The 23,880-nt window shown below is 32.1% G+C and carries 21 protein-coding genes; 8 read left to right on the plus strand and 13 right to left on the minus strand.

Annotation, left to right across the window (positions count from 1 at the left end; genetic code table 11):
• Window positions 1-807 (minus strand): glycogen/starch synthase, encoded by an 807-nt coding sequence (locus G4L40_RS01030; RefSeq protein WP_166235150.1) that lies wholly within the window; start codon window positions 805-807, stop codon window positions 1-3.
• Between the two features lie 107 nt (window positions 808-914).
• Between G4L40_RS01030 and panC the strand changes: the two genes are divergently transcribed.
• The 7 genes from panC to G4L40_RS01065 all read left to right on the plus strand — a co-directional run bounded on the left by panC (window position 915) and on the right by G4L40_RS01065 (window position 7,198).
• A complete protein-coding gene (gene panC / locus G4L40_RS01035; protein ID WP_166235152.1) occupies window positions 915-1,763 on the plus strand; it encodes a pantoate--beta-alanine ligase in 849 nt (282 codons plus the stop codon).
• Between the two features lie 13 nt (window positions 1,764-1,776).
• Window positions 1,777-2,127: an aspartate 1-decarboxylase gene (gene panD / locus G4L40_RS01040; protein WP_008255780.1), complete on the plus strand. Its 351-nt coding sequence runs from the start codon at window positions 1,777-1,779 to the stop codon at window positions 2,125-2,127.
• 1 nt (window position 2,128) lies between these two features.
• A complete protein-coding gene (locus G4L40_RS01045; protein ID WP_166235154.1) occupies window positions 2,129-3,091 on the plus strand; it encodes a lysylphosphatidylglycerol synthase transmembrane domain-containing protein in 963 nt (320 codons plus the stop codon).
• 39 nt (window positions 3,092-3,130) lie between these two features.
• Window positions 3,131-4,321: an alpha/beta hydrolase gene (locus tag G4L40_RS01050; RefSeq protein WP_166235156.1), complete on the plus strand. Its 1,191-nt coding sequence runs from the start codon at window positions 3,131-3,133 to the stop codon at window positions 4,319-4,321.
• 6 nt (window positions 4,322-4,327) lie between these two features.
• Window positions 4,328-5,689 (plus strand): DNA repair protein RadA, encoded by a 1,362-nt coding sequence (gene radA, locus G4L40_RS01055; RefSeq protein ID WP_166235158.1) that lies wholly within the window; start codon window positions 4,328-4,330, stop codon window positions 5,687-5,689.
• A 102-nt stretch (window positions 5,690-5,791) separates the two neighbouring features.
• Window positions 5,792-6,004, plus strand: a complete 213-nt coding sequence (locus tag G4L40_RS01060) for a hypothetical protein (RefSeq protein WP_166235160.1) — start codon at window positions 5,792-5,794, stop codon at window positions 6,002-6,004.
• A gap of 3 nt (window positions 6,005-6,007) precedes the next feature.
• On the plus strand, window positions 6,008-7,198 hold the full coding sequence (locus G4L40_RS01065) for a hypothetical protein (protein WP_166235162.1): 1,191 nt from the start codon (window positions 6,008-6,010) through the stop codon (window positions 7,196-7,198).
• Here G4L40_RS01065 and mfd read toward each other — a convergent pair.
• The 5 genes from mfd to G4L40_RS01090 all read right to left on the minus strand — a co-directional run bounded on the left by mfd (window position 7,195) and on the right by G4L40_RS01090 (window position 15,065).
• Entirely contained in the window at window positions 7,195-10,458 is a 3,264-nt protein-coding gene (gene mfd / locus G4L40_RS01070; RefSeq protein ID WP_394367759.1) for a transcription-repair coupling factor, read from the minus strand. The two genes, G4L40_RS01065 and mfd, sit on opposite strands and share 4 nt — an antisense overlap.
• Before the next feature lie 174 nt (window positions 10,459-10,632).
• Window positions 10,633-12,939 carry a T9SS sorting signal type C domain-containing protein gene (locus G4L40_RS01075; RefSeq protein ID WP_166235165.1) on the minus strand — a complete coding sequence of 769 codons (2,307 nt, stop codon included), beginning with the start codon at window positions 12,937-12,939 and terminating at the stop codon, window positions 10,633-10,635.
• 19 nt (window positions 12,940-12,958) lie between these two features.
• The gene (locus G4L40_RS01080; protein ID WP_166235167.1) at window positions 12,959-13,567 is read right to left on the minus strand and encodes a hypothetical protein; all 609 of its coding nucleotides are present in this window, start codon (window positions 13,565-13,567) and stop codon (window positions 12,959-12,961) included.
• A gap of 151 nt (window positions 13,568-13,718) precedes the next feature.
• Complete coding sequence (locus tag G4L40_RS01085) at window positions 13,719-14,465, minus strand: hypothetical protein (RefSeq protein WP_166235169.1); 747 nt, start codon at window positions 14,463-14,465, stop codon at window positions 13,719-13,721.
• A 174-nt stretch (window positions 14,466-14,639) separates the two neighbouring features.
• Window positions 14,640-15,065, minus strand: a complete 426-nt coding sequence (locus G4L40_RS01090) for a hypothetical protein (protein ID WP_166235171.1) — start codon at window positions 15,063-15,065, stop codon at window positions 14,640-14,642.
• 345 nt (window positions 15,066-15,410) lie between these two features.
• Between G4L40_RS01090 and G4L40_RS01095 the strand changes: the two genes are divergently transcribed.
• A complete protein-coding gene (locus G4L40_RS01095; protein WP_166235173.1) occupies window positions 15,411-16,367 on the plus strand; it encodes an NAD-dependent epimerase/dehydratase family protein in 957 nt (318 codons plus the stop codon).
• 50 nt (window positions 16,368-16,417) lie between these two features.
• Here G4L40_RS01095 and G4L40_RS01100 read toward each other — a convergent pair whose 3' ends face one another.
• The 7 genes from G4L40_RS01100 to G4L40_RS01130 all read right to left on the minus strand — a co-directional run bounded on the left by G4L40_RS01100 (window position 16,418) and on the right by G4L40_RS01130 (window position 23,832).
• On the minus strand, window positions 16,418-16,999 hold the full coding sequence (locus tag G4L40_RS01100; protein ID WP_166235175.1) for a globin family protein: 582 nt from the start codon (window positions 16,997-16,999) through the stop codon (window positions 16,418-16,420).
• A gap of 18 nt (window positions 17,000-17,017) precedes the next feature.
• Window positions 17,018-17,455 (minus strand): hypothetical protein, encoded by a 438-nt coding sequence (locus G4L40_RS01105; protein WP_166235177.1) that lies wholly within the window; start codon window positions 17,453-17,455, stop codon window positions 17,018-17,020.
• 146 nt (window positions 17,456-17,601) lie between these two features.
• A complete protein-coding gene (locus G4L40_RS01110; protein WP_166235179.1) occupies window positions 17,602-18,093 on the minus strand; it encodes a nuclear transport factor 2 family protein in 492 nt (163 codons plus the stop codon).
• A 48-nt stretch (window positions 18,094-18,141) separates the two neighbouring features.
• Window positions 18,142-19,476: an ammonium transporter gene (locus G4L40_RS01115; protein ID WP_166235181.1), complete on the minus strand. Its 1,335-nt coding sequence runs from the start codon at window positions 19,474-19,476 to the stop codon at window positions 18,142-18,144.
• Between the two features lie 173 nt (window positions 19,477-19,649).
• A complete protein-coding gene (locus G4L40_RS01120; RefSeq protein ID WP_166235183.1) occupies window positions 19,650-20,939 on the minus strand; it encodes an NAD-dependent succinate-semialdehyde dehydrogenase in 1,290 nt (429 codons plus the stop codon).
• A gap of 70 nt (window positions 20,940-21,009) precedes the next feature.
• The gene (locus tag G4L40_RS01125) at window positions 21,010-23,115 is read right to left on the minus strand and encodes a prolyl oligopeptidase family serine peptidase (RefSeq protein ID WP_166235185.1); all 2,106 of its coding nucleotides are present in this window, start codon (window positions 23,113-23,115) and stop codon (window positions 21,010-21,012) included.
• 72 nt (window positions 23,116-23,187) lie between these two features.
• Window positions 23,188-23,832: an HD domain-containing protein gene (locus G4L40_RS01130; protein ID WP_207785302.1), complete on the minus strand. Its 645-nt coding sequence runs from the start codon at window positions 23,830-23,832 to the stop codon at window positions 23,188-23,190.
• Between the last annotated feature and the right edge of the window lie 48 nt (window positions 23,833-23,880).

Below are 23,880 nucleotides of genomic sequence, written 5' to 3' on the forward strand. Positions count from 1 at the left end.
TTATAAAACTTGATTCTTAATAAATAAAGGATAAACTTCCTTCATATTTTCTTTAGTGCCGAAAGGTAAAAAAGGTTTATTTGAACTTTCTATAAATTTTGTTAAAGTTGGAGAAATCGCCTCTGACCCAACAACCACAGCATCTGAATGCATCACTGAAAGCTTCATTATATTTTCATAAGTTGGCTTTTCTATCACATCAACTGCTTCTTTTGAAATATTATCAAACAATATTTTATCCAATAAATTAACATCTAATTCTCCTTCAAAACCTTGCTCATAGACCGAAGATATAATTTTTGTCTCTGCAAAAATTCCTTCGTCTTTATAATAATGTTTTAAATATACTGGCAATAAAGCTGCCATCCATCCATGAACGTGAATTACATCAGGAACCCAATTTAACTTTTTAACCGTTTCAACTACTCCTTTAGCAAAGAAAATAGCTCTTTCGTCATTATCTGGATACAAAACACCTTCTTCGTCTGAAAAAGTTGCTTTTCTTTTAAAATATTCGTCATTATCAATAAAGTAAACCTGAATTCTTTCTTTCGGAATTGAAGCTACTTTAATAATTAGAGGCATATCCATATCATTGACAACTAAGTTCATTCCAGATAAACGGATAACTTCATGCAATTGATGTCTTCTCTCGTTAATATTACCATATCTAGGCATAAAAATTCGTATTTGACCTCCTAAATCATTAATCATTTTAGGCATTTCATACGACTGCAACGACACTTCGTTTTCAGCTAAATAAGGCACCACTTCAGATGATACATACAATATCCTCTTGTCTTCCATAATGTATTCTAGTTAATTATTGTTTTAAAAAACCTTGCAAAATTACAAAATTTTATGGATTTATCCACTAAAATAGTAAGTTTGCATCTCAATTAACCTTTATCAAAATGCTCATTTTTAACAAAAAGTCTGATTTAAGTGCTTTTTTAAGCCCATTAATCAATCAAAATAAATCAATAGGATTTGTTCCAACAATGGGTGCGCTTCATGAAGGACATTTGTCTTTATTAAAAAAATCGCTTGCAGAAAACGATATCACCGTGATGAGCATTTTTGTAAATCCAACACAATTTAATAATGCGGAAGACCTTGAAAAATACCCAAGAACGCTTGAAAAAGATGTTGAAAAAATGAGCACTATTAGCAATAAAATTATTGTTTATGCCCCTGCTGTTTTAGATATTTATGAAGGAAATACCGTTTCACAATCATTTGAATATGATGGTTTAGAACACCAAATGGAAGGACAACATAGACCTGGCCATTTTGATGGTGTAGGAACAATTGTAAAACGATTATTTGAAATTATTCAACCAAACAATGCTTATTTTGGTGAAAAAGATTTTCAACAACTCCAAATTGTAAAAAAATTAGTTTCCAAACATAAACTCCCAGTTCATATAATTGGTTGTCCTATTTTTAGAGAAAAAAGTGGCTTAGCTATGAGCTCTAGAAACGAAAGACTTTCTCCCGAAGCTAGAAAAAAAGCCGCACTAATTTTTGAGATTTTAACCGAAGCCAAAGAAATTTTTCAAGAAAAATCTATTGCAGAAACAATTCATTTTGTAGAAGAATCGTTTGAAAAACATCCTGAATTTGAATTAGAATATTTTGAAATTGCTGACGAAGCAACACTTTTACCTATTTCTGAAAAAGAATCAGATAAAAAATATCGCGGTTTCATCGCAATTTTTATAGAGAATATCCGATTAATTGATAATATTTCACTAAATTAATTACCTTTGCATCATGCAAATTCAAGTAGTAAAATCGAAAATTCATAGAGTAACCGTAACGGGTGCTGATTTGAATTATATAGGAAGTATCACCATCGATGAAGCGTTAATGGAAGCTTCTAACATTATCGAAGGTGAAAAAGTACAAATCGTTAACATTAATAATGGAGAACGATTAGAAACGTATGCTATCAAAGGACCAAGAAATACTGGCGAAATTACATTAAACGGACCTGCGGCTCGAAAAGTACACCGTGGCGATATCGTTATCATCATTTCCTATGGAATTATGGATTTTGAAGAAGCAAAAAAATTCAAACCTACTTTAGTTTTTCCTAACGAAAAAGACAACTCTTTAACGTAGTTTGAAAACACCTATTCGTAAATTTTTAAGCTTAATTATTCCATTACTCATCGGAATAGGAATAATCTATTATCAATTTACGACATTAACACCTAACGAATTAGAGAAAATTAAAATTAGCTTTTTGAAGGCTGATTATTTTTATGTTTTTTTATCACTTTTTGTTGCTCTTTTTGGCTATTGGTCAAGAGCTTATCGCTGGAAATTTGCTTTACAGCATTTAGGTTATCAAACTAAATTTCGCAATGATTTAATGACGGTTTGTGTTTCTTATTTGGTCAATTTAACCATTCCGCGTTCAGGAGAAATTTCTAGAGCTGCTTTGCTTAAAAAATATGAAAACGTGCCCTTTGACAAAGCATTTGGAACCGTAGTTGCGGAACGCATTGTAGATATGCTAATCTTTTTGCTTTTTGTTGCCGTTGGATTTGTTTCTCAATATGACAAAATTTACTCCTTTTTGCTCGAAAAAAACGTAAAATTTGAAACTTTAATCTGGGTTTCAATTGCGGGTTTCTTAATGTTTATCATATTTATTTTAGTTTGGATTTATGCCGAATGGAAAATTATTTTAAAACTAAAACAAAAATTAGCCGGATTAATTGAAGGTATGCAAAGTATCTTAAAAATGAAAGATAAATGGAATTACATTTTTCATTCATTTTTTATATGGTTTTCATACTTAATTATGTTTTATGTGACTATTTTCGCATTGCCTGAAACAACAAATATTAGTTTTGATGTAGTAGTTATGGGCTTTATTTTTGGCACGCTTGCTGTAGGTTTTACAAATGGAGGTCTTGGCGCTTATCCGCTAGCGATAGCTATGATTTTTTCATTGTATGGCATTTCAAATGATATTAGTGTCGCTTTTGGATGGTTAATTTGGACATCTCAAACGCTTTTAACTATATTTCTTGGTTTATTATCTTATTTGCTTTTACCTGTATTAAATAAGAAATAAATTAGTAAATTGCTACTCCATTTAACCAAACTATTTATAATGAAAACCAAACTACTATTGCTAATTTTATTAGCTACTAATGCGCTTTTTGCACAACGTACTAATGAATCACTTGAATCAAAAAAGATTGGAACAAGAACTTTTACAGTGGTTACGCCGCCTTCTTACGAAACAAGTCCCGAAAAAAAATACCCTACATTAGTTTTATTGGATGGGGAATATTTACTAGATCCTTTTGAAGGTGTTTTAAAATATGGTAGTTATTGGGACGATTTACCTGAAATGATTATCATTGCTATTAACCAAAACAATGGAGAAACTCGTTTTGCTGATAGCGAATTTGATGAAGCAGGATTTCCATCTGGAACTGGGGCAAATTTCTTTGAATTTGTAGGGCAAGAATTGTATCCTTATGTTGAATCAAAATACAGAACACTTCCTTTTAGAGTAGTTGCAGGTCATGACACAACCGCTGGATTCTTAAATTTTTATTTATACAAAGACAACCCAATATTTAATGCCTACATTTCGTTAGCTCCAGAAATGGCACCAGCTATGGAAACTAGAGTAGCCGAGCGCTTGACAAAAATTACAAAACCAGTATTTTACTATCAAGCAACCGGTGAAAGTGATTTGCCAGAAATCAATGAAAAAGCAACCGAATTAGACACAAATATTAAAGCGATTCCAAATCCAACTTTTAAATATCAAAACGATACTTTTAAAGGAGCATCACATTATTCTTTGGTTGCAAAAGCAATTCCTAATGCACTATATTTCATTTTTGATGGCTACCAACCTATTTCTATGGTAGAATTCCAAGACAAAATATTAAAATTAGAATCGGGCTATACTGATTATTTAATTAAAAAATATGATGATTTAAATACAAAATTAGGCCTACAAATTAAACCAAGACTATCCGATTTCAAAGCTATTGAAGCAGCTATTATGAAAAACAAAGCTTATGAGGATTTTCAAACGTTGTCTAATTATGCTAATAAACATTACCCAAAAACAATCTTAGGAACCTATCACCAAGCTATGTACTATGAAAAAACAGGTAACTTTAAAAAAGCATTAAAAGAATATCAAAAAGCTTATACACAAGAAGAAATTAGAGAATTAACCAAAGATTATATGCTGAATAAAGCCGAAGCTTTAAAAGGGAAAGAAGACAAACCTACTGAAGAAGCTCCAGCAGAAACTCCAACAGAAAAAACAGAATAAAACAAAATGAGTAAAGTAAAAACGGCTTTCTTTTGCCAAAACTGTGGCACCCAATATTCAAAATGGCAAGGTCAATGTAATGCTTGCAAAGAATGGAATACCATTGTAGAAGAATTGGTTCAAAAAGAAGAAAAAGTAGCTTGGAAAACCACTAGTGCTACTTCAAAAGCCGCAACCAAACCTTTACTGATTAAAGAAATAGATACCGCACAAGAAATCCGATTGAACACAACAGATAACGAGTTGAATCGGGTTTTGGGTGGCGGATTGGTTCCGGGCTCCTTAACTTTATTAGGAGGCGAACCAGGAATTGGAAAAAGTACGTTGCTGTTGCAAATTGCTTTAAAACTACCTTACAAAACGCTTTATGTTTCGGGAGAAGAAAGCCAAAAACAGATTAAAATGCGTGCCGAACGCATTACTTCTAATGGCGATAATTGCTACATTTTAACCGAAACCAAAACCCAAAATATCTTCCGTCAAATTTTAGAAATTGAACCTGATATTGTGATTATCGATTCGATTCAAACTTTACATACCGATTATATTGAATCGTCTGCGGGAAGTATTTCTCAGATTAGAGAATGTACGGCTGAGTTGATAAAATTTGCCAAAGAAACCAACACTCCTGTTCTTCTAATCGGTCACATTACAAAAGACGGAACCATCGCTGGACCAAAGATTTTGGAACACATGGTCGATACGGTTTTACAATTTGAAGGCGACAGAAATCATGTTTACCGTATTTTACGTTCGTTGAAAAACCGTTTTGGTTCTACTGCCGAATTAGGTATTTACGAAATGCAAGGTTCGGGTTTGCGTGAAGTGGATAATCCTTCTGAAATTTTGATTTCACATAAAGACGAGCAACTTTCAGGAACGGCAATTGCTACCACTTTAGAAGGCATGCGTCCGTTGATGATTGAAATTCAGGCTTTAGTAAGCACCGCAGTTTATGGAACGCCACAACGCAGCACCACAGGTTACAACGCCAAACGCTTGAACATGATTTTAGCTGTTTTAGAAAAACGTGCTGGTTTCAGACTAGGCACCAAAGACGTATTCTTAAACGTAACGGGCGGAATTTCAGTTGAAGACACAGCAATTGATTTAGCGGTTGTGGCTGCTATTTTATCTTCAAACGAAGACATTGCTATTGCCGAAGGTTTTTGCTTTGCAGGAGAAGTAGGGCTTTCAGGCGAAATTAGACCCGTTAACCGTATTGAACAACGCATTCAAGAAGCAGAAAAATTAGGATTTACCACGATTTTTGTTTCCAAACACAATAAAATTTCGTTGAAAAATACAGGAATCAAAATTGTTTTAGTGGCAAAGATTGAAGATGTGGTGAGTGAGTTGTTTGGGTAGTTACGAAAAAAATGTTAAATTAGAAATATTATACATGTTTTTATATAAATTTGTAAAACTAAATTAAATAGACTTATGAAAGTAAACAAAATAAAAAATAGCTTGAGAAAAACTCTCAATATATTATTTTCAGGAGTTTCTTCAGAATTTTCAACTGAGAATTCTTTAATTAGTGATGATGTTATGGAAATAATTAACAATCCTCAAGACAAGAAAAAACTTGATGATGCCGTAGAATATTTATTAAATCATAAATCTGAAAAAACTTATGATTTAGAATTATCAAACCAAAAAATAACTATTTCATTAGGTTAAAATTTGGAAAATGTAGCATTAAATACAATATTTTATATCATGATATTTATATTTCCTGGCATTTTGTTCAGGAAATTTTATTTTGGAGGGGATTTTAATAAACAATTCCAACAAGGTAATTTAATGGAACGTTTCCTTTGGACTGTCTTTTTCAGTGTGATAATAATTTCTCTTTGTGTATTGTCCTTTATCTATCTAGAAAACCATACTAATTTTAAAATAGCAAATTATTTAACTTATGACACAATAAAGGATTTGTTTGAAAGCTTATCAAATAACAAACTTCCTGAAGAAACAGACAAAAACTCAAAAATATATTTAAACTTTCTTTACCTTATTTTGTTAATATATCTAATTTCAGCAGTTTTTGGATACTTCTCATACAAAATAATTCGAATTCTAAACCTTGATGTTCATGTTCAATTTTTGAGATATAAAAATTATTGGCACTATTTATCAAGGTCAAAAAAAATAAATGGCAATCAATACTCCAACAATAAATACCTATATACTCAAGCTGATGTTTTAGTTCAAACAAATGAGAAAAATGAGTTATATGGTGGTTATCTACACAACTTTTATACTGATGCATCTACCAATAAATTGGAATGCATAGTTTTAAGAGATGCTTATAAATTCATTACTAAAGATGTTAACGATTGTGAAGATATTGAGCAAGAAATAAAGGATGGCAAAAGTGATTATGAAGTCTATAAAAAATATAAAGAAAAAACAGTATTCAAAAAAAACATAAAAGGAGATATCCTAACTTTATTTAATGAGAATATTATAAATATAAATTTAACTTATGTTGAATTAGTAAAAAGTAATCTAGAAAGAATTAGTAACATAAAAAATGTTATAGTTTTTACTTTCTATTTAATATTAGCCTTAACCATAATTATTCCTTGGATAATTGACCATGATTTAGTTTTTACTATTAAAAGAAAAATAATAATTAGCTTCTTGTTTTTCTGTTATTTAACTTTTATTAAAAATTATCTTTTTGAAGTTTTCAAAATCAAAAACAAAAATAACGGTATTAAAAACTTTTTTCTTGGGTTTATTTTTTTCTTAATTCCCTTATTGTGGTTTTTTAAAATTATGACAGCATGGAAAGTATTGGGTTTATTAGTTTTATACTTTTTAATCCTTACAGGTTTTATTAACAATAATAAAACTAAATCAACCTAAATCCCCTCCAACAACTCCAACGCCTTATTTACCGACTTAACATTATCAAAAGTCAGTAATAAACGTAAGCCGTTTTTGGTTTCTTTTTCTTTTATTTTACATACGTTGCCGTTGCGTTGCGCAAATTGTAGTACGTTCATAAAACGATTACTTTGGTAAAAATCACTTTGTTGGTCGCCAATAAAATAGCCTATCATTTTGCCTTGTTTCATCATCAAACGTTCAATTCCCATTGCGGTGGCTTTCCATTTAATACGTACGCTATTTAGTAAAGCAATCGCTGGTTTTGGTAACGCACCAAAGCGGTCAATTAGTTTTTGTTCAAATTGTTGCAACGTGGCTTCGTCCTTAATTTGACTCAACTCGTTGTATAAATTCAAACGCTCGGTAATATTGTTGATGTATTCATCTGGGAACAGCAATTCAAAATCGGTATCAATTTGGATGTCTTTGACAAATTCTTTGGTTTCGATGTCGTTTTCTTCTTGGTATAAATCTTTGAATTCGTTTTCTTTCAATTCTTCAATGGCTTCATTCATGATTTTTTGGTAGGTATCAAAACCGATTTCGTTGATAAAACCACTTTGTTCGCCACCTAATAAATCGCCCGCACCACGAATTTCCAAATCCTTCATCGCAATGTTGAAACCGCTTCCTAATTCGCTAAATTGTTCCAAAGCGGTAATACGTTTTTGCGCTTCACCTGTCATCATCGAATAGGGTGGTGTAATGAAATAACAAAACGCTTTTTTATTACTTCGTCCCACACGACCACGCATTTGGTGTAAGTCAGACAATCCGAAATTATTGGCGTTATTGATGAAAATCGTGTTCGCATTCGGTACATCTAAACCACTTTCGATAATGGTGGTTGCGACCAAAACATCAAATTCACCTTCCATGAAAGCTAACATCAATTCTTCCAATTTTTTTCCATCCATTTGACCGTGACCGATGCCTACTTTTGCTCCTGGCACCAAGCGTTGAATCATTCCAGCAACTTCTTTGATGTTTTCAATTCGGTTATTGATGAAAAAAACTTGTCCACCACGCTGAATTTCATACGAAATTGCATCACGAATGGCTTCTTCGTTAAAACGAATCACGTGCGTTTCAATTGGATAACGATTTGGCGGAGGTGTAGTAATTACCGATAAATCTCGTGCCGCCATCAACGAAAACTGCAACGTTCTCGGAATTGGTGTTGCGGTTAATGTCAAGGTATCGACATTTGTAGCAATAGTTTTCAATTTGTCTTTTACGTTGACACCGAATTTTTGTTCTTCGTCGATAATCAACAAACCTAAATCTTTAAACACAACATTTTTATTGACCAATTGATGTGTTCCAATTAAAATATCGACTTTCCCTTCTTGTAATTTTTGAAGTGTATCGGCTTTTTGTTTCGCCGTTCTAAATCGGTTCACATAACTTACGGTAACCGGCATATCTTTCAAACGTTCCGAAAACGTTCGGTAATGTTGATACGCCAAAATAGTAGTTGGCACTAAAACAGCAACTTGTTTTCCGTTATCTACCGCTTTAAAAGCAGCACGAATCGCCACTTCTGTTTTCCCGAAACCAACATCACCACAGACTAATCGGTCCATCGGACGTTCGTTTTCCATATCTGCCTTTACATCGGCTGTTGCGGTAATTTGGTCGGGTGTATCTTCGTAAATGAACGAACTTTCTAATTCTTTTTGCAAATAGCTATCGGGTGCAAACTGAAAACCTTTGTCTAATCTTCGCTTCGCATACAACTGAATTAAGTTGAACGCAATATGTTTTACACGTGCTTTTGTTTTTTGTTTTAGGGTTTTCCATGCGGTACTTCCTAATTTGTAAATCTTTGGAGGCGCGCCATCTTTCCCATTGTATTTTGAGATTTTATGTAGCGAATGAATGCTCACATACACAATATCGTTATCGGCATAGACCAATTTTATAGCTTCTTGCGTTTTGCCTTCGACTTGAATTTTCTGCAAACCTCCGAATTTTCCAATTCCGTGATCGATGTGCGTTACATAATCGCCAACCGACAAGGAAGTCAATTCTTTTAACGTAATGGTTTGCTTTTTCGAATAGCCATTTTTAATAGAAAACTTATGGTAACGCTCAAAAATTTGATGATCCGTATAACACGCAATTTGATTTTCTTCATCGATGAAACCTTCAAACAAAGGCAAAACCATCGTTTTATATTGTTTGCGAATGCTTTCGTGATTGGCTTCATCAATATCTTCAAAAATATCATGAAAACGATTCGCCTGATTTTCGTTGGAACAACACAAATAATTTTTGTAACCGTTGAAATGATTTTCACTCAAATTATTCAATAACAAATCGAATTGTTTGTTGAAAGACGGTTGCGGTTGTATGTGAAATTCGACTTTCTTATCAATTTTAAAAACCGCTTGATTGTTTAATTCAATTACCGAAAAATCAAGAGCACGTTTTAAAAACTGCTTTTGATTTAAGAATAATTCTTCTGGTTTTGCGTGTTGGATATCTTTGGATAATTTCTCGAAAGCTTCATTGGCTTTGTCGAATAATTTATCTAATTGTTGTCCTAATAATTCGGTATTCTGAATCACTAAAACTGTTTTTTCATTGATATAATCTAGGAAACTTTCTCGGTTTTCTTGTAATAATTTATTTTCGACATTTGGAATGATTGAAATCTTTTTCAGCTTTTCAACTGACAATTGGGTTTCCACATCAAAACTTCTGATGCTATCGACTTCGTTGCCGAAAAATTCAATTCGGTATGGATTATCATTGGAAAACGAAAACACATCGATAATTCCACCACGAACGGAAAATTCGCCCGGTTCGGTAACAAAATCAACTCGTTTGAAATTGTATTCAAATAAAGTTTCGTTGATAAAATCGATTGATAAATTATCGCCAACCGACAATTTCAAGGTGTTTTTCTCTAATTCTTTTCGAGTAACGACTTTTTCGAAAATGGCTTCAGCATACGAAACAATTATTGCTGGTTTTTTGCGCGAATTGATTCGATTTAAAACCTCAGCACGTAAAAGTACATTTGCGTTGTCGGTTTCTTCAATTTGATAAGGTCTTCGGTACGAACTTGGGTAAAAAAGTACGTCTTCGGCATTAATTAATTGCTCCAAATCGTTTAAATAATAAGCCGCTTCTTCTTTATTACTGAATAAAATCAGGAAAGGAAGTTCAGATTTTTTAAACAGCGAATGTGCCACAAAAGACAACGACGAGCCAACCAAACCCGTCATTTGAGACTTTTGGCGTGCTGCGAATGTACTTTCTAAAACGGCAATCTTTGGTGACTTATCGTAAATGGATAAAATGTCGGACTTGCTCAAAATGAATTTTTTAATGGACTACAAAAATAAAAAAACCACTACGTTTTCAATAGAAAAGTAGTGGTTATATTACTGAAACGTTTGTTAAAAAACGAATTTCTTAGCAACGGTAACGTTATTTTCTAATGTTGTTTTAATAATTAGCGCCTGATTATTCGCTATTAAATCTGAAAGAACAACTTCTGAAGTGTTTATTTTATCTTTTGAAAGGACAATTCTTCCTAACATATCGTAAACTATTACACTTGTAATGTTTGATTTTGTTGAAACGATTTTTGGTTGATTATTCTCTTTGAAAACATATACTGAATTTTCATTTCCACTAAAATCATCATTAGATAATGATAAATCTTGATAATGCAATACAAAGCGCGAATCAAAAGTTCCAATCGCTGTTGTAAAAGTATATGGACTTATTTTCAAATTATGATACGTTCCATTACTTGTGTCTTCTATGAAAACATCTTTATCATTAAAAAAAGTATCAAAATGGTCAATTGCAATATCAAAGCTTCCATTTAATGTTGAAGTGTAGCCAATTGCTAACGTGTCGTCTATATCCCATGGGTAGGCTTTTCCGTTAATTGCATAAGGTGCGGTTCCAATTAAAGTATAAAAACTAATGTAGGTTCCAGCAGCAGATGGCGCATCAATTCCGTTGTCAAAACCATCTGTTGCACCGTCTAAATATCCTAATGCCAATTGTTTAAAAGCACCTCCAGAATTGGTCATGTTTAACCACATGAAATAAAAGTCTGGGTCGGTTTGTGTGCTTGTATTAGCATTACTGTTTTTATAAAACTGAGTATTATTGTTTGCAACGCGCATTGAATTTGTAAAAGTTACATTTCCAGTTGCATTTGATTGTGCGAAAAAACCCTGACCTGCTGAAATATAAGCACTAGGAGAAGCTCCTCCTGAAACTGCCGCAACACCAATAAATTTGGTTCTTACTGCATAATCGTCTGCTGTAAATACATTGGCATTAATTGGCGTATTATGTGTCCAGAAATAAAAAGAACCTAAGCTTGAATTATTTACCAAACTCACAACGCTAATTGCTGAAGGATATGGATTGCTTAAAAAATTATAATTCCCCAAAGAAACATTATATGCTTCTACAGGAACAACTACATTTCCGTTATTTGGAACACCTACAAAAGCACCACTGAATATTTGTGGTGTAGAAGTATATCCTTGGGGAGCACGTATAGCATAACCTTTTCCAGGCGTCATTGCATTGAACTGATTTTCAATCACCCACTGATTTGATACTGCATTAAATGAATAAAACTTGTCCCCTAATGTTAATGGTGAAAACACATTTAAAACCTGACCCACAACTGGCGAACCCCAGTAGGTGAATTCATATTGACGCATAGGAGCTGCATCTCTTTTGTATGTAATATTTCCAACATTTACAGCACTTGCATTAGTTTGCAATAACGAAGCATTATTTTCAAAAATTAAATTGGAACCCGCATCAACAGTCACCGTATTTTCAACAGTTACTGTATGTGTTGCATTAATGGTAACAACTGCATTGTTTGTTACTGTTATAGAACAAGCATTGAATCCAGCTGTGGAAGCATAATTCCCTGTAAAAACAACATTTTTATTTGCGTTTGGTTCTCCCTTATCCCAAGATGTTCCGTTCCAAGTGGTTGTCATTGCGCAATTTTGAACTACTAAATTATTTGCGTGGAGGTTATTCAAATCATTTCCTCCATCTGTATTTCCCACATATAATTTGAATCCTGAAAATTGTCCAGTGAGTATTCCTGAAGTATAAACATCAGAACCTCTTGTAATAATAACTTCGTAAGCGTTTGTATCCGTTTGGTTCACTTGCAATTGAAAAACCGACGTCTGATTGTATGCCCAACCTAAATTAGCATTTGTTGTTGTTGCATACATATCTGAACCGACATTAAAATTAAATAATAAACCAAAATTTTGATCCATTAAATCAATTCCTTTGTATCCATTTCTGAAGGCAATTGCTAAATCTATTTTGAAAGATTGTCCTGGTAACAAATACTGTCTTCCTCCTACAGCTGGAGAACCTGTACTCGTTAAAAATCGTTGTGCATTTGCTTGTACAAAAGTACCCGATGGATTAGCATACATTGAAAATGAAGTTCCACTTGAGTTAATGTCTCCAAATCCTTGCCCTGATGAACTTCCTAAAAAATGCCCTGCAAAGTGTGTGGCATCAGTATTTTGTGTCCATAAATCCCAAGTTGAAAAACCTGTACCTGCATTGCTACCATTAGTCCAAGAGCCATAATTTGAAGCATAATCAGAAAACAATGTGTTTTGAGCTGAACTAAACTGTAAGCACAATAAAGTTATAATTACTAAAAATCTATAGGGATGATTTTTTTTCATTTTGTAACTATTTAATATGTTATTTTATTTTGTTTGAAATCTCCATTTTCTCATTCATTTGAGAAGGTCTGGCATTTCTTGCGGTGTCTAATGCTTGTAACATTAATTCTTCACCTATTTCTTTAGGAATGGCTTTTTTAATAATAATTTCATCCCATTGATTGTATAAACCTTTAATTTCTTCGTTAATTTCTGGAATTAATTTAGCTACTTTTTGCTCAGGAATTACTTGTAAATTCATGAAAGTTTCTAAAGATTTTAATTTGGTGTTCAAAGTAGTTATTCTACTCAACACCTGAGGTTTTTTATATTCAAATGGAATTGTAAACGCCAAAGTATCTGCTTTTGACGATAAATTTTTGGTTTTTAATTGAAAAGCAGACAAGGTAGATTTTGGTTTTTGAAGCATTTCAATTTCAAATTGTCTCCATTCATTCCAAGAGTTTAGTGTTGCTTTAACTTCTGGTCTTGCATTTGGAAAATGAAACTGCCACATTTTGGAAATATTTTTAAAAACAGCTTCGTTTTTTCTTGCTATTTTTTGTGCTTCCAGTTGTTGTTGCGAATCATTTTCACAAGCAAACAACCCTAATGTTAAAACCAATATACTTACTATAAAACCTTTCATTTTTTTATTTTAAAAAACAAAGGTACAAATGTTTACAAAAACTCGGTGCTAATCTAATAATATCTTAACTTGTTTTGATTTGATTGTTGTTTTTAAGATAGTTGTATGAAGTGAATCCGGTTATTACAAAATACGAAAACATTGCCTCTTTTTACCTTTTTTCTAATGCAATTTTAGTTATTTCAGAAAAGCAGTTTGAATCAGAACATTCCTTTTGATAATTATATACGTTAGGAATTAAATTTAATATAAAAATTAAGTCTTCGAAAGGAATTAATTTGGAGTCATCATAAATATAGTTATCCTTTACATTGGTTTTTTCTATGAAAAAATTATCTTGATGGTCATATATCGACAAAAAATATTTATTTAAACCTGATTCATCTTTAAAACATCTTAAACTGCTTATCGGCATAAAATCATCATTAATAAGATAGATATTACTCATTAAAAAACTAATACTATATGTTAATATTATTTCTTTTCCTTCACAACTAACGGAACCTATTGATGTACTTGAATTGATATAAATTAACTTTTTTAAATTTTTATCATAAATAAGAAAAAAACTAAACGAATTGGGTACAACGAAATTTTTTTCTACATCAAGAATCTTGTTTGATATTACAGTATACAAATCATATTCTTTATAATTTCCTAAACGAACTAAGCTGTAAAAAGATTTTTTAGAATTTTGAGCATAAATTTCTGTTACATAACTTTTATTTTTAATATCACAAAACTTGTCTTTATTTAAAATGTATTTGCCTCTTTTACATTTTTTAATTCTTATTTCTTTTTTTGATTTATAAATAGTGTCCAAAATGTCATTTAAGCTATTTTGCGAACAAATTGAGCATGAAATAAAAAAGAAAACTATAACTATATTGCGTTTCATGTTTATAAAATTTAACAAAATCAGTGATTATATCCTCACAAAAGCATTCTCTAAGAAGAATGACTAATCTAATAATATCTTAACTCCTATTTGATTTATTTGTTGTTTTTAAAATAGTTGTAATGAATTAAATTTGGTTATCACAAAATACGAAAACATTGAGTATTACTCAGATCATTTAATTAAAATTTTATCATTCCAAACATTCTTACAGTTGTCCTCTAATAAAACCACTATTTCTTTATTCCAATAGTCTGGAGTTGATTTCTTTAATACAAAGTTTATAAAAATCAGTTTATTACCATTCTCATCAAACTCACCAAAATACTGCCTGTTGTATTTATACAAATCATTATAATTCCAACATTCATTTTGAGTTAATATTTTATTTTTCTTAATTTCTTTTGCTTTAATGATTAATGATTTTTCAACTTCTTTTATATCATCAACGGTTGGAGTGAAAAATTTATTGGTAGACCTGATAAAATACTTGTTTTCATATTCTTTTGAAAATATATATCCTTTATAATTTTTTCCTTCAACAAAAACCGTATTGTTTAAAACAATTGACACTGTGATTAATATTAATAATGTCTTCATTTTTTACTGTTTATTACTACAAATGGTAAAGTCTGTAGGTTGTTAATAGCAAGTATAAGAATACTCTTGAATCAAATATAACAAATTGTGAAGCGAAAACCTAAAATCTTATTTTAAGAATATTGTGTTTTTAATGTCTTAGTAAAAGGATTATCAGAAGATTGGAGCTTCTCAAAGCATAGCAGCTATTTGATTTAAAAGCACTTAAGATTTAACTATTCTTATTATTCGTTGTTTTTTTTAACAAATTACAATTTAAAGTTGGGTAATATTAAAAATATAACAAAATTGTCGCTTTTCAATTCATTCGAAAACGTTATATTTGTTTCCTCTATATTCTATCAAATGGACACGAAAATTTTAATAATTGGTGCTTGTGGTCAAATAGGTACCGAACTTACTGCAAAGTTAAGAGCAACTTATGGTGTTAACAATGTTATTGCCTCTGATATCAGAAAATTGAATAACGATGTGGTGAATAATGGGATTTTTGAAGTGGTTAATGCTTTAGATTATAATCAAATTGAGCATTTAATAGAGCAATATCATATTACGGATGTATATTTAATGGCGGCTTTACTTTCGGCAACAGCAGAAAAAAACCCAGCCTTTGCTTGGGATTTGAATATGAATTCTTTGTTTCATGTTTTAAATTTAGCCAAAGCAGGAAAAATTAAGAAAATTTTCTGGCCTTCAAGCATCGCCGTTTTTGGACCTACAACACCAAGACACAATACTCCTCAATATACCATAATGGAGCCTTCAACAGTTTATGGTATCTCAAAACAAACAGGAGAAAGATGGTGCGAATATTACAACAAACAATATGGTGTAGATGTAAGAAGTATTCGATATCCGGGTTTGATTAGCTGGAGTACCGAAGCAGGTGGTGGCACAACAGATTATGCTGTTGATATCTATCACAAAGCCATTACCGAGGGTAGATTCACAAGCTTTTTATCAGAAAACACAGAATTACCAATGATGTATATGGACGATGCTATCAAAGCAACTATTGGCATTATGCAAGCTCCAACTGAAAAAATTAAAATACGTTCTTCATATAATTTAGCGGCAATGAGTTTTACACCAAAACAAATTGGAGCAGAAATTCAAAAACATTATCCTGAATTTGAATTGAGTTATGAACCAGATTTTCGTCAAAAAATTGCAGATAGCTGGCCAGCAAGTATTGATGACTCATCGGCAAGAGAAGATTGGGGTTGGAAAAATGATTTTGATATTTCAACAATGACAATAGATATGTTCCAAAATTTAAAAGAACACGTTTATAAAAAATAAAAAAACGCTCCAACTATTTGGAGCGTTTTTCGTTAAAACAAAAAACAAACTTACTCCTGAACTATAGGAGCCCTCAACGATTCTAACACCGCTACAACTTCATTTATTAATTGTGGATCCGTAACACCATTTAATCCTGCCGCTGCACCAACATAACCAATAAATTTATCATAATCAGCATCAGTAGATTTTACACCCATACGAGGATTTTGAGCTGGATCATGTGCAGCTACCATATCTAAACCTGTGTAAACATTAGTAGCACCACCCCCTGTATTTGCAGAAAAGAAATCTGTTAAATTTTTACTCAAAATAGAAACATTTGTAGCATTCCCACTTGAAACTTCGGAAACAATTGGAGCAAAATGAGCCCCTAAATTTCCTTCAGCTCCCGTGACAATATCTGCCACAATTAATGTAATTGTTGAATCTACAACCGAACGATAGCTTAAACGTCCTTGCTCAATCATTTGACTAGGATTGTTTGGGTCAGCAACCATTGTTGTTCCACCTAATTTCGCATACAAAGATGCTGGTTCAGCAGCTTTATCATCGTCATCGTTACATGATGTTACAAATGCTCCCGATGCAATAAATAAAGCCACTAAGGCTAATTTTGAAAAATTTTTCATAGTAATAGTATTTGGAAATTAATTAAAAATTCGTTGAATTCCTCTTGAAAATTTATAACTAAAACCATCTTCAGTCATAACAGGACAAGCGGTTTTATTTTCTAATCCTTTAGGAAGTACAAATCGTTCAGCTTTATAATCTCCCAAAGCAATTAATTGATTGTATATTTCTTCTGAATTGGCAATTTTTATATCATGAAAATAAACTAAAACACCAGTTTCTATATTTAATCTATCTGTTTTAACTCCTGGAATTTTTTTTAAGTTTCTATGAATTTCTTTTGCTTTAAGTGAGTCTATTGGTTCTTTGAAATCAATTCGGCTTATTTGAAGTGATGCATTATCGATTTCAACTGGTTTTGCAGTTGCAATATGTACTACTAAAACCAAAAAAAGAAGTACAAATATTCCGAGAATACTTCCTGCTATAATTTTGACTGTTCTGTTGATTTTCATTTTTTTGAGAATTTTGTTTAGATGCATTTACGAGAAGAAAATTATATTGGTTTTCTCAAAATGAGAAAAAAGTAAATTTTAACATTTGGTCAAAAAAAAATCCCAAGACAAATTATCTTGGGATTGTATATTATTTTTGTTTATCCTTACTTTTTTTCGAAAAGTATTTTGTCTTCAATAGGTGCTTTTATTTTTACTACATCATTTGTATTCTCATTCGGTACCGTCATAGAAAGCACATAATGTTTTATTTTCCATTGTCCATTCTCTTGTACTAAAACCCCAGAACCTCGGCATATTTTCATTTGTGTATTTAATAATTCGTCAAACCAAACTAATTTACCATCTTCACTAAAATAAATATTGCGTTCAATCGCTTTGAAATTCCATGCTTTTCCTTTGTCAAAATAAGGTTTTGCAAAAGCTTGAAATGCTGTTTTATTCCAATTTTCTGTAGCATCAGTTCCTATAAAAATTGATTCGTCTGACATTGCGTTGAAATAATTCTCATAATTTGCCTCAGCTGCTGCTTTATGCCAATTGTCTAAAAAAAATGTGATTTCCGCTTTTTTATCGCTTGTATTTTGTGTTGAGGCACAACTCATTAATACTAAAAAAAAGAGATAATATACTTTCATGATAGTTGAATTTTTAATTATAAACAAATCAAAAATACCATTTTATCTTTAGAACTTTTCGTTATGTTGCGATAAATCGAGTCCTATACGCTCAGATTCTTCGGAAACACGTAATGGAATAAACCAATTTGTTACTTTATAGAGTATTAATGAACCCAGAAAAGTAAATAGAGAAACTAAACCTAATGCAGTCATATGGTGCCCAAAAACCGACCAACCACCATGTAATAAACTCGCGTTTTCTCCTTCTGCAAAAATAGCAGTCACTATCATTCCCATAATTCCTCCAACTCCATGACAAGCAAAAACATCTAATGTATCATCAATTGCTTTTAACTTATTCCAATACAACATTTTATTAGAAACAATAGCCGCAATAAATCCGAAGAAAATACTTTTAGGTATAGAAATGAAACCTGCAGCAGGTGTAATAGCAACTAAACCTACTACTGCTCCAATACATGCTCCTAAAGCAGAAACTTTTCTGCCATTTAGTCTGTCGAAAAATATCCAAGTTAACATTGCTGAAGCTGAAGCTAGAGTGGTGGTTGCAAAAGCTATTGCAGCGGTTCCATTTGCTGCTAATGCCGAACCTGCATTGAATCCAAACCAGCCAAACCATAACATTCCTGTTCCTAACAACACAAAAGGAATATTAGTGGGAATATGCTCACTGTTTTTCCTCTTACCTAAAACCAAAACACCAGCCAAAGCAGCAAAACCTGCGCTCATGTGAACAACTGTTCCGCCTGCAAAATCTTTCACACCAAAATAACTTCCAAGCAATCCATTTGGATGCCAAACCATATGACACAATGGGGTATAAATGAACAAAGTAAACAAACAAATGAAAAGCAAATACGAAATAAAACGAACACGCTCTGCAAATGAACCAGTAATAATGGCTGGAGTAATTACGGCAAATTTCATTTGAAACAAAGCAAACAAAACAAATGGAATTGTACTTGCTAACTGTTTATGTGGTAAGGAACTCACATTGTCAAAAAACATAAAATCAAAGGGGTTTCCAATAATTCCATAATGCTTTCCTTCTATTTCAAATCCTAAACTTTCTCCAAAAGCCAAGCTAAATCCTACCACTATCCAGAGTAAACTCACTACACCAAGTGAAATAAAACTTTGTAGCATCGTAGAAATTACATTCTTTTTCCCGACCATTCCTCCATAAAAAAAAGATAATCCAGGCGTCATTAATAACACAAAAGAAGACGATGTTAATAACCAAGCTACATCGGCATAATTAATAGCTTCAGCAGTTAGGAAGTTTGCTTGCAATTCATTTTTGTTTTCCCAAAACAAACTAGCAATAGCAATAAAGCAAATAATTGCAAAAGAAGTAATCCAGCGTTTTTCTATTTTCATCCCCTAAAATTTATAGGGTAAAATTAATAAAAAAGCGTATTTTAAAACATTATACACACAAAAACAAGGGGTTAAATTGTTATTTTTATTTAAAATTCAATTTTAACCTTGTATTTATATACTCAATTGTGTTTTATCTAAAAAATCAAATCAATTTCTATTGATTCAAAATTTTATAGTGTATTAATTACAACTGTTTTTACATTCACAAATTCTTTGATGCCATCTTCTGCAAGTTCTCTTCCATATCCTGATTTTTTAATTCCACCAAAAGGCAATCTTGGATCTGATTTTACCATTTCGTTGATAAAAACGGCTCCTTCGTTGAATGCAGGAATTTGTGCTTTAATTGCGGCTATATTTTGCGTGAAAATTGATACTCCTAAACCAAATTCCGATTTATTACTTAACGCAATAGCTTCTTCAACAGTTTTAAAAGTTATGATTGCCGCAACTGGTCCAAAAGTTTCTTCTTTAAAAACAGGCATTTCGGTTGATACTTCGGTTAAAATGGTGGGTTCATAAAAAGCTTCCTTTCTATTTCCACCCAAAATCAATTTAGCACCCATTGCTATTGATTTTTGAACCTGCACCTCTAACTCTTCAGCCAAATCAATTCGTGCTAACGAACCAATTTGTGTGGTTATTTCTAATGGATTTCCCGTTTTTAAATTTTGAATTGCAATTTTGAATTGAGTTATAAAATCCTCGACGATTTTTTCGTGTAATAAAAATCGTTTGGCTGCAATACAACTTTGACCCGCATTTTGCATGCGTGCATTTACAGCAATTGCCACCGCTTTTTCTACATTTGCGTCTTCCAAAACTATAAAAGCATTATTTCCTCCTAATTCAAGCACACATTTTTTTAACTGTTTTCCAGCTTCCGTAGCTACAGCCATTCCGGCTTGTTCACTACCGGTCAAAGAAATTGCTTTTATGATTGGATTTGCGATAACATTGGCAACTTTATTGCTTGAAATTGGCAAATTTTGATAACAACCTCTTGGAAAACCAGCTTTTTCAAAAATAGATTCTATTAATTCAGCACATTTTGAAACATTACTTGCGTGCTTAACAACCACTGTATTCCCAGCAACTATTGTTGGAACCGCAAATCGAAACACTTGCCAAAAGGGAAAATTCCAAGGCATGATTCCTAAAATAACCCCTAAAGGTTCATAGGTTATAAAACTTTCACTCGCCTCTGTTTTTATACTTTCAGTTGCTAAAAAATCTTCAGCATTTTCATAATAATAACTACACAAAAGCGCACATTTTTCAATCTCAGCAATAGATTGTGTGATTGGTTTGCGCATTTCTTGTGTGATTATTGTCGCATAATCTATCTTGTTTTCTAATAATACTTCCGATAATTTTGGTAGCAACAATATTCGTTGGTGCAAAGTAGTCTGTTTCCAAATATTTTGTGCATCATTTGCAAGAGATAAAATGGTATCCATAAAACAATTTTGAATTACTAAAAAAGCCCAGCATAACAACTGAGCTTTTTTATATTAATACATTATTTTCTTATTTTGGTAATTGTGTAAAACCCATATTAAATAAAATAAATGCTTGTATATCAACATTTTCTTGAATTGTAGCCGCAACAGATTTTCCTGCTCCGTGACCAGCATTAATGTCGATACGAATTAATGTTGGGTTATTTCCAACTTGTTTGTCCTGCAATTCTGCTGCAAATTTAAAACTATGTGCTGGCACAACTCGGTCATCATGATCGCCTGTTGTAACCATTGTAGCTGGATATTTCACTCCTGGTCTTACATTGTGTACTGGTGAATATCCTTTCAAATAATCGAACATTTCTTTACTATCTTGAGCCGTTCCATAATCATATGCCCAACCAGCACCTGCAGTAAAAGTATGATAACGCAACATGTCCATAACACCTACGGCTGGAATAGCAACTTTTATTAATTCTGGTCTTTGGGTCATAGTTGCACCAACTAATAAACCTCCATTTGAACCTCCTCTTATGGCTAAAAAATTAGAAGAAGTGTATTTTTGAGCAATTAGGTATTCAGCTGCAGCTATAAAATCATCAAAAACATTTTGCTTTTGCATTTTTGTTCCAGCATCGTGCCATTTTTTGCCATATTCACCACCGCCTCTAATGTTTGGAACTGCATACACACCACCATTCTCCATCCAAACTGCATTTGCAATACTAAAACTTGGGGTAATACTTACATTAAATCCACCATAAGCATATAGAATCGTTGGGTTTTTGCCATTTAATTTTAATCCTTTTTTATAGGTTATAATCATAGGTATTTTCGTTCCATCTTTTGATGTGTAGAAAATTTGTTTTGATTCGTAATCGCTTGATTTAAAATCAATTTTAGGCGTTTCATACACTTTTGATAAACCTGAATCCGCATCAAATGAATATGTAGAACCAGGGGTTATATAATTTGTAAACGAAAAATATAACGTCTTCTCTTTTTTCTTACCCCCAAATCCTCCTGCTGTTCCAACACCTGGAAGTTTTATTTCACGAACTAATTTTCCTTGATAATCATATTGCTTCACTACTGAAACAGCGTCTTTCATATAATGCGCAAAAAAATAGCCCCCACCAGTAGATGGCGACAATACATTTTCGGTTTCAGCGATAAAATCTTTCCAGTTTTCAGGCTTTGGACTACTGAAATCAACCGTAACAATTCTGCTGTTAGGTGCATTCCAATCGGTTTCTATAAATAATTTTGTACCTTCATTATCAATTATACTATTTGAGGTGTTGAAATTATCTACAATTGTAATTATTGGACTGTTTGGTTTTGTCAAATCTTGAACATATAACTCATTCCCATAGGTAGAATTAGCTGCAGAAATAATTAAAAAACGATTATCTTCTGTAACATAGCCACCAACATATCTGCGTTTTTGTTCTAAACCAAAAATAACTTTATCTTCTTTTTGGCTTGTTCCTAATTTGTGATAATATAATTTGTGTTGGTCTGTTTTTGCTGAAAGTTCACTTCCATTAGGTTTGTCATAACTCGAATAATAAAAACCTTCATTTCCTTTCCAAGAAACACCACTGAACTTAATATCTACGAGAGTAGGCTCTAAGATTTTCTTAGAAATGGCATCCATCACAATTACAGAACGCCAATCGCTTCCGCCTTCTGAAATTGAATAAGCTACAATTGAACCATCTTCAGAAAAATTGACTCCTCCAAGTGATGATGTTCCATCTTTTGAAAAAGTATTGGGGTCTAAAAAAACAGATTCAACTCCTTTTGCATCTTTTCTGTATAGAACAGATTGATTTTGAAGGCCATTGTTTTTATAATAATATGTGTAGCTACCTTCTTTAAATGGCGCACTTATTTTTTCATAATTCCAAAGCTGCTCTAATCTTGATTTTAAATCATTTCTAAATGGTATTTTAGAAAGGTAATTATAAGTAACTTCGTTTTGGGCTTTTACCCAATCGCCTGTTTCTACAGACCTATCGTCTTCAAGCCAACGATAAGGATCGGCAACTTTTGTGTCAAAATAGACATCAATAACTTCTCCTTTTTGGGTTTTAGGATATTTTAATTGGGTTTGACCCAATGAGACCATAGAAGTTGCTAAAGCCATTATTAAAATTGTGTTTTTCATGATTTTTTAAATAAGATAAAAACAAAAATAACAATTATAATGTTAAGAAAATGTTTGTGTTATAATTGTTTATTATTTTTCTCCATCCCATTCAGCATAAAACTGTGAGAGAAATAGCTCCATATATTTATGACGTCCTTCGGCTAATTTTTTACCCGTTGGCGTATTCATTTTATCTTTTAGCAATAATAGTTTTTCGTAAAAGTGATTTAAGGTAGGTGACTCGCTGTTTTTATACTCTTCCTTGTTCATGTTGAGATTTGGCTGAATATTTGGATTGTAAAGCGCTCTATTTTTAAAACCTCCATAATTAAATGTTCTAGCAATTCCAATGGCTCCAAGTGCATCTAATCTATCGGCATCTTGCACAATTTCTAATTCTTTAGAATTGAATTTTTTTTCGAAATTACCTCCTTTAAACGAAATATTCTCAATTATTGCAATAATATGCTGTATGGAATCTTCTTTTAAACCTTGAGAGTCTAAAAATTCGCGCGCAATTTTTGGGCCTATCGATTCATCTCCGTTATGAAATTTTGAATCAGCAACATCGTGCAATAAAGCACCAAGTTTTACAATTAATATATCACATTCTTCCTCTCTAGCAATTAATAACGCATTTTTATACACACGTTCTATATGAAACCAGTCGTGCCCACCTTCTGCATTTTTAAGTTGTTGCTTTACAAAAAGAATTGTATTGTTTATTAATTGCATATCGTTTATTTAAAAGCTAAAAATCTAGTTTTAAGATTTTTAGCTTTA

This window comes from Flavobacterium celericrescens (assembly GCF_011392075.1).
Taxonomy (GTDB): Bacteria; Bacteroidota; Bacteroidia; order Flavobacteriales; family Flavobacteriaceae; genus Flavobacterium; species Flavobacterium celericrescens.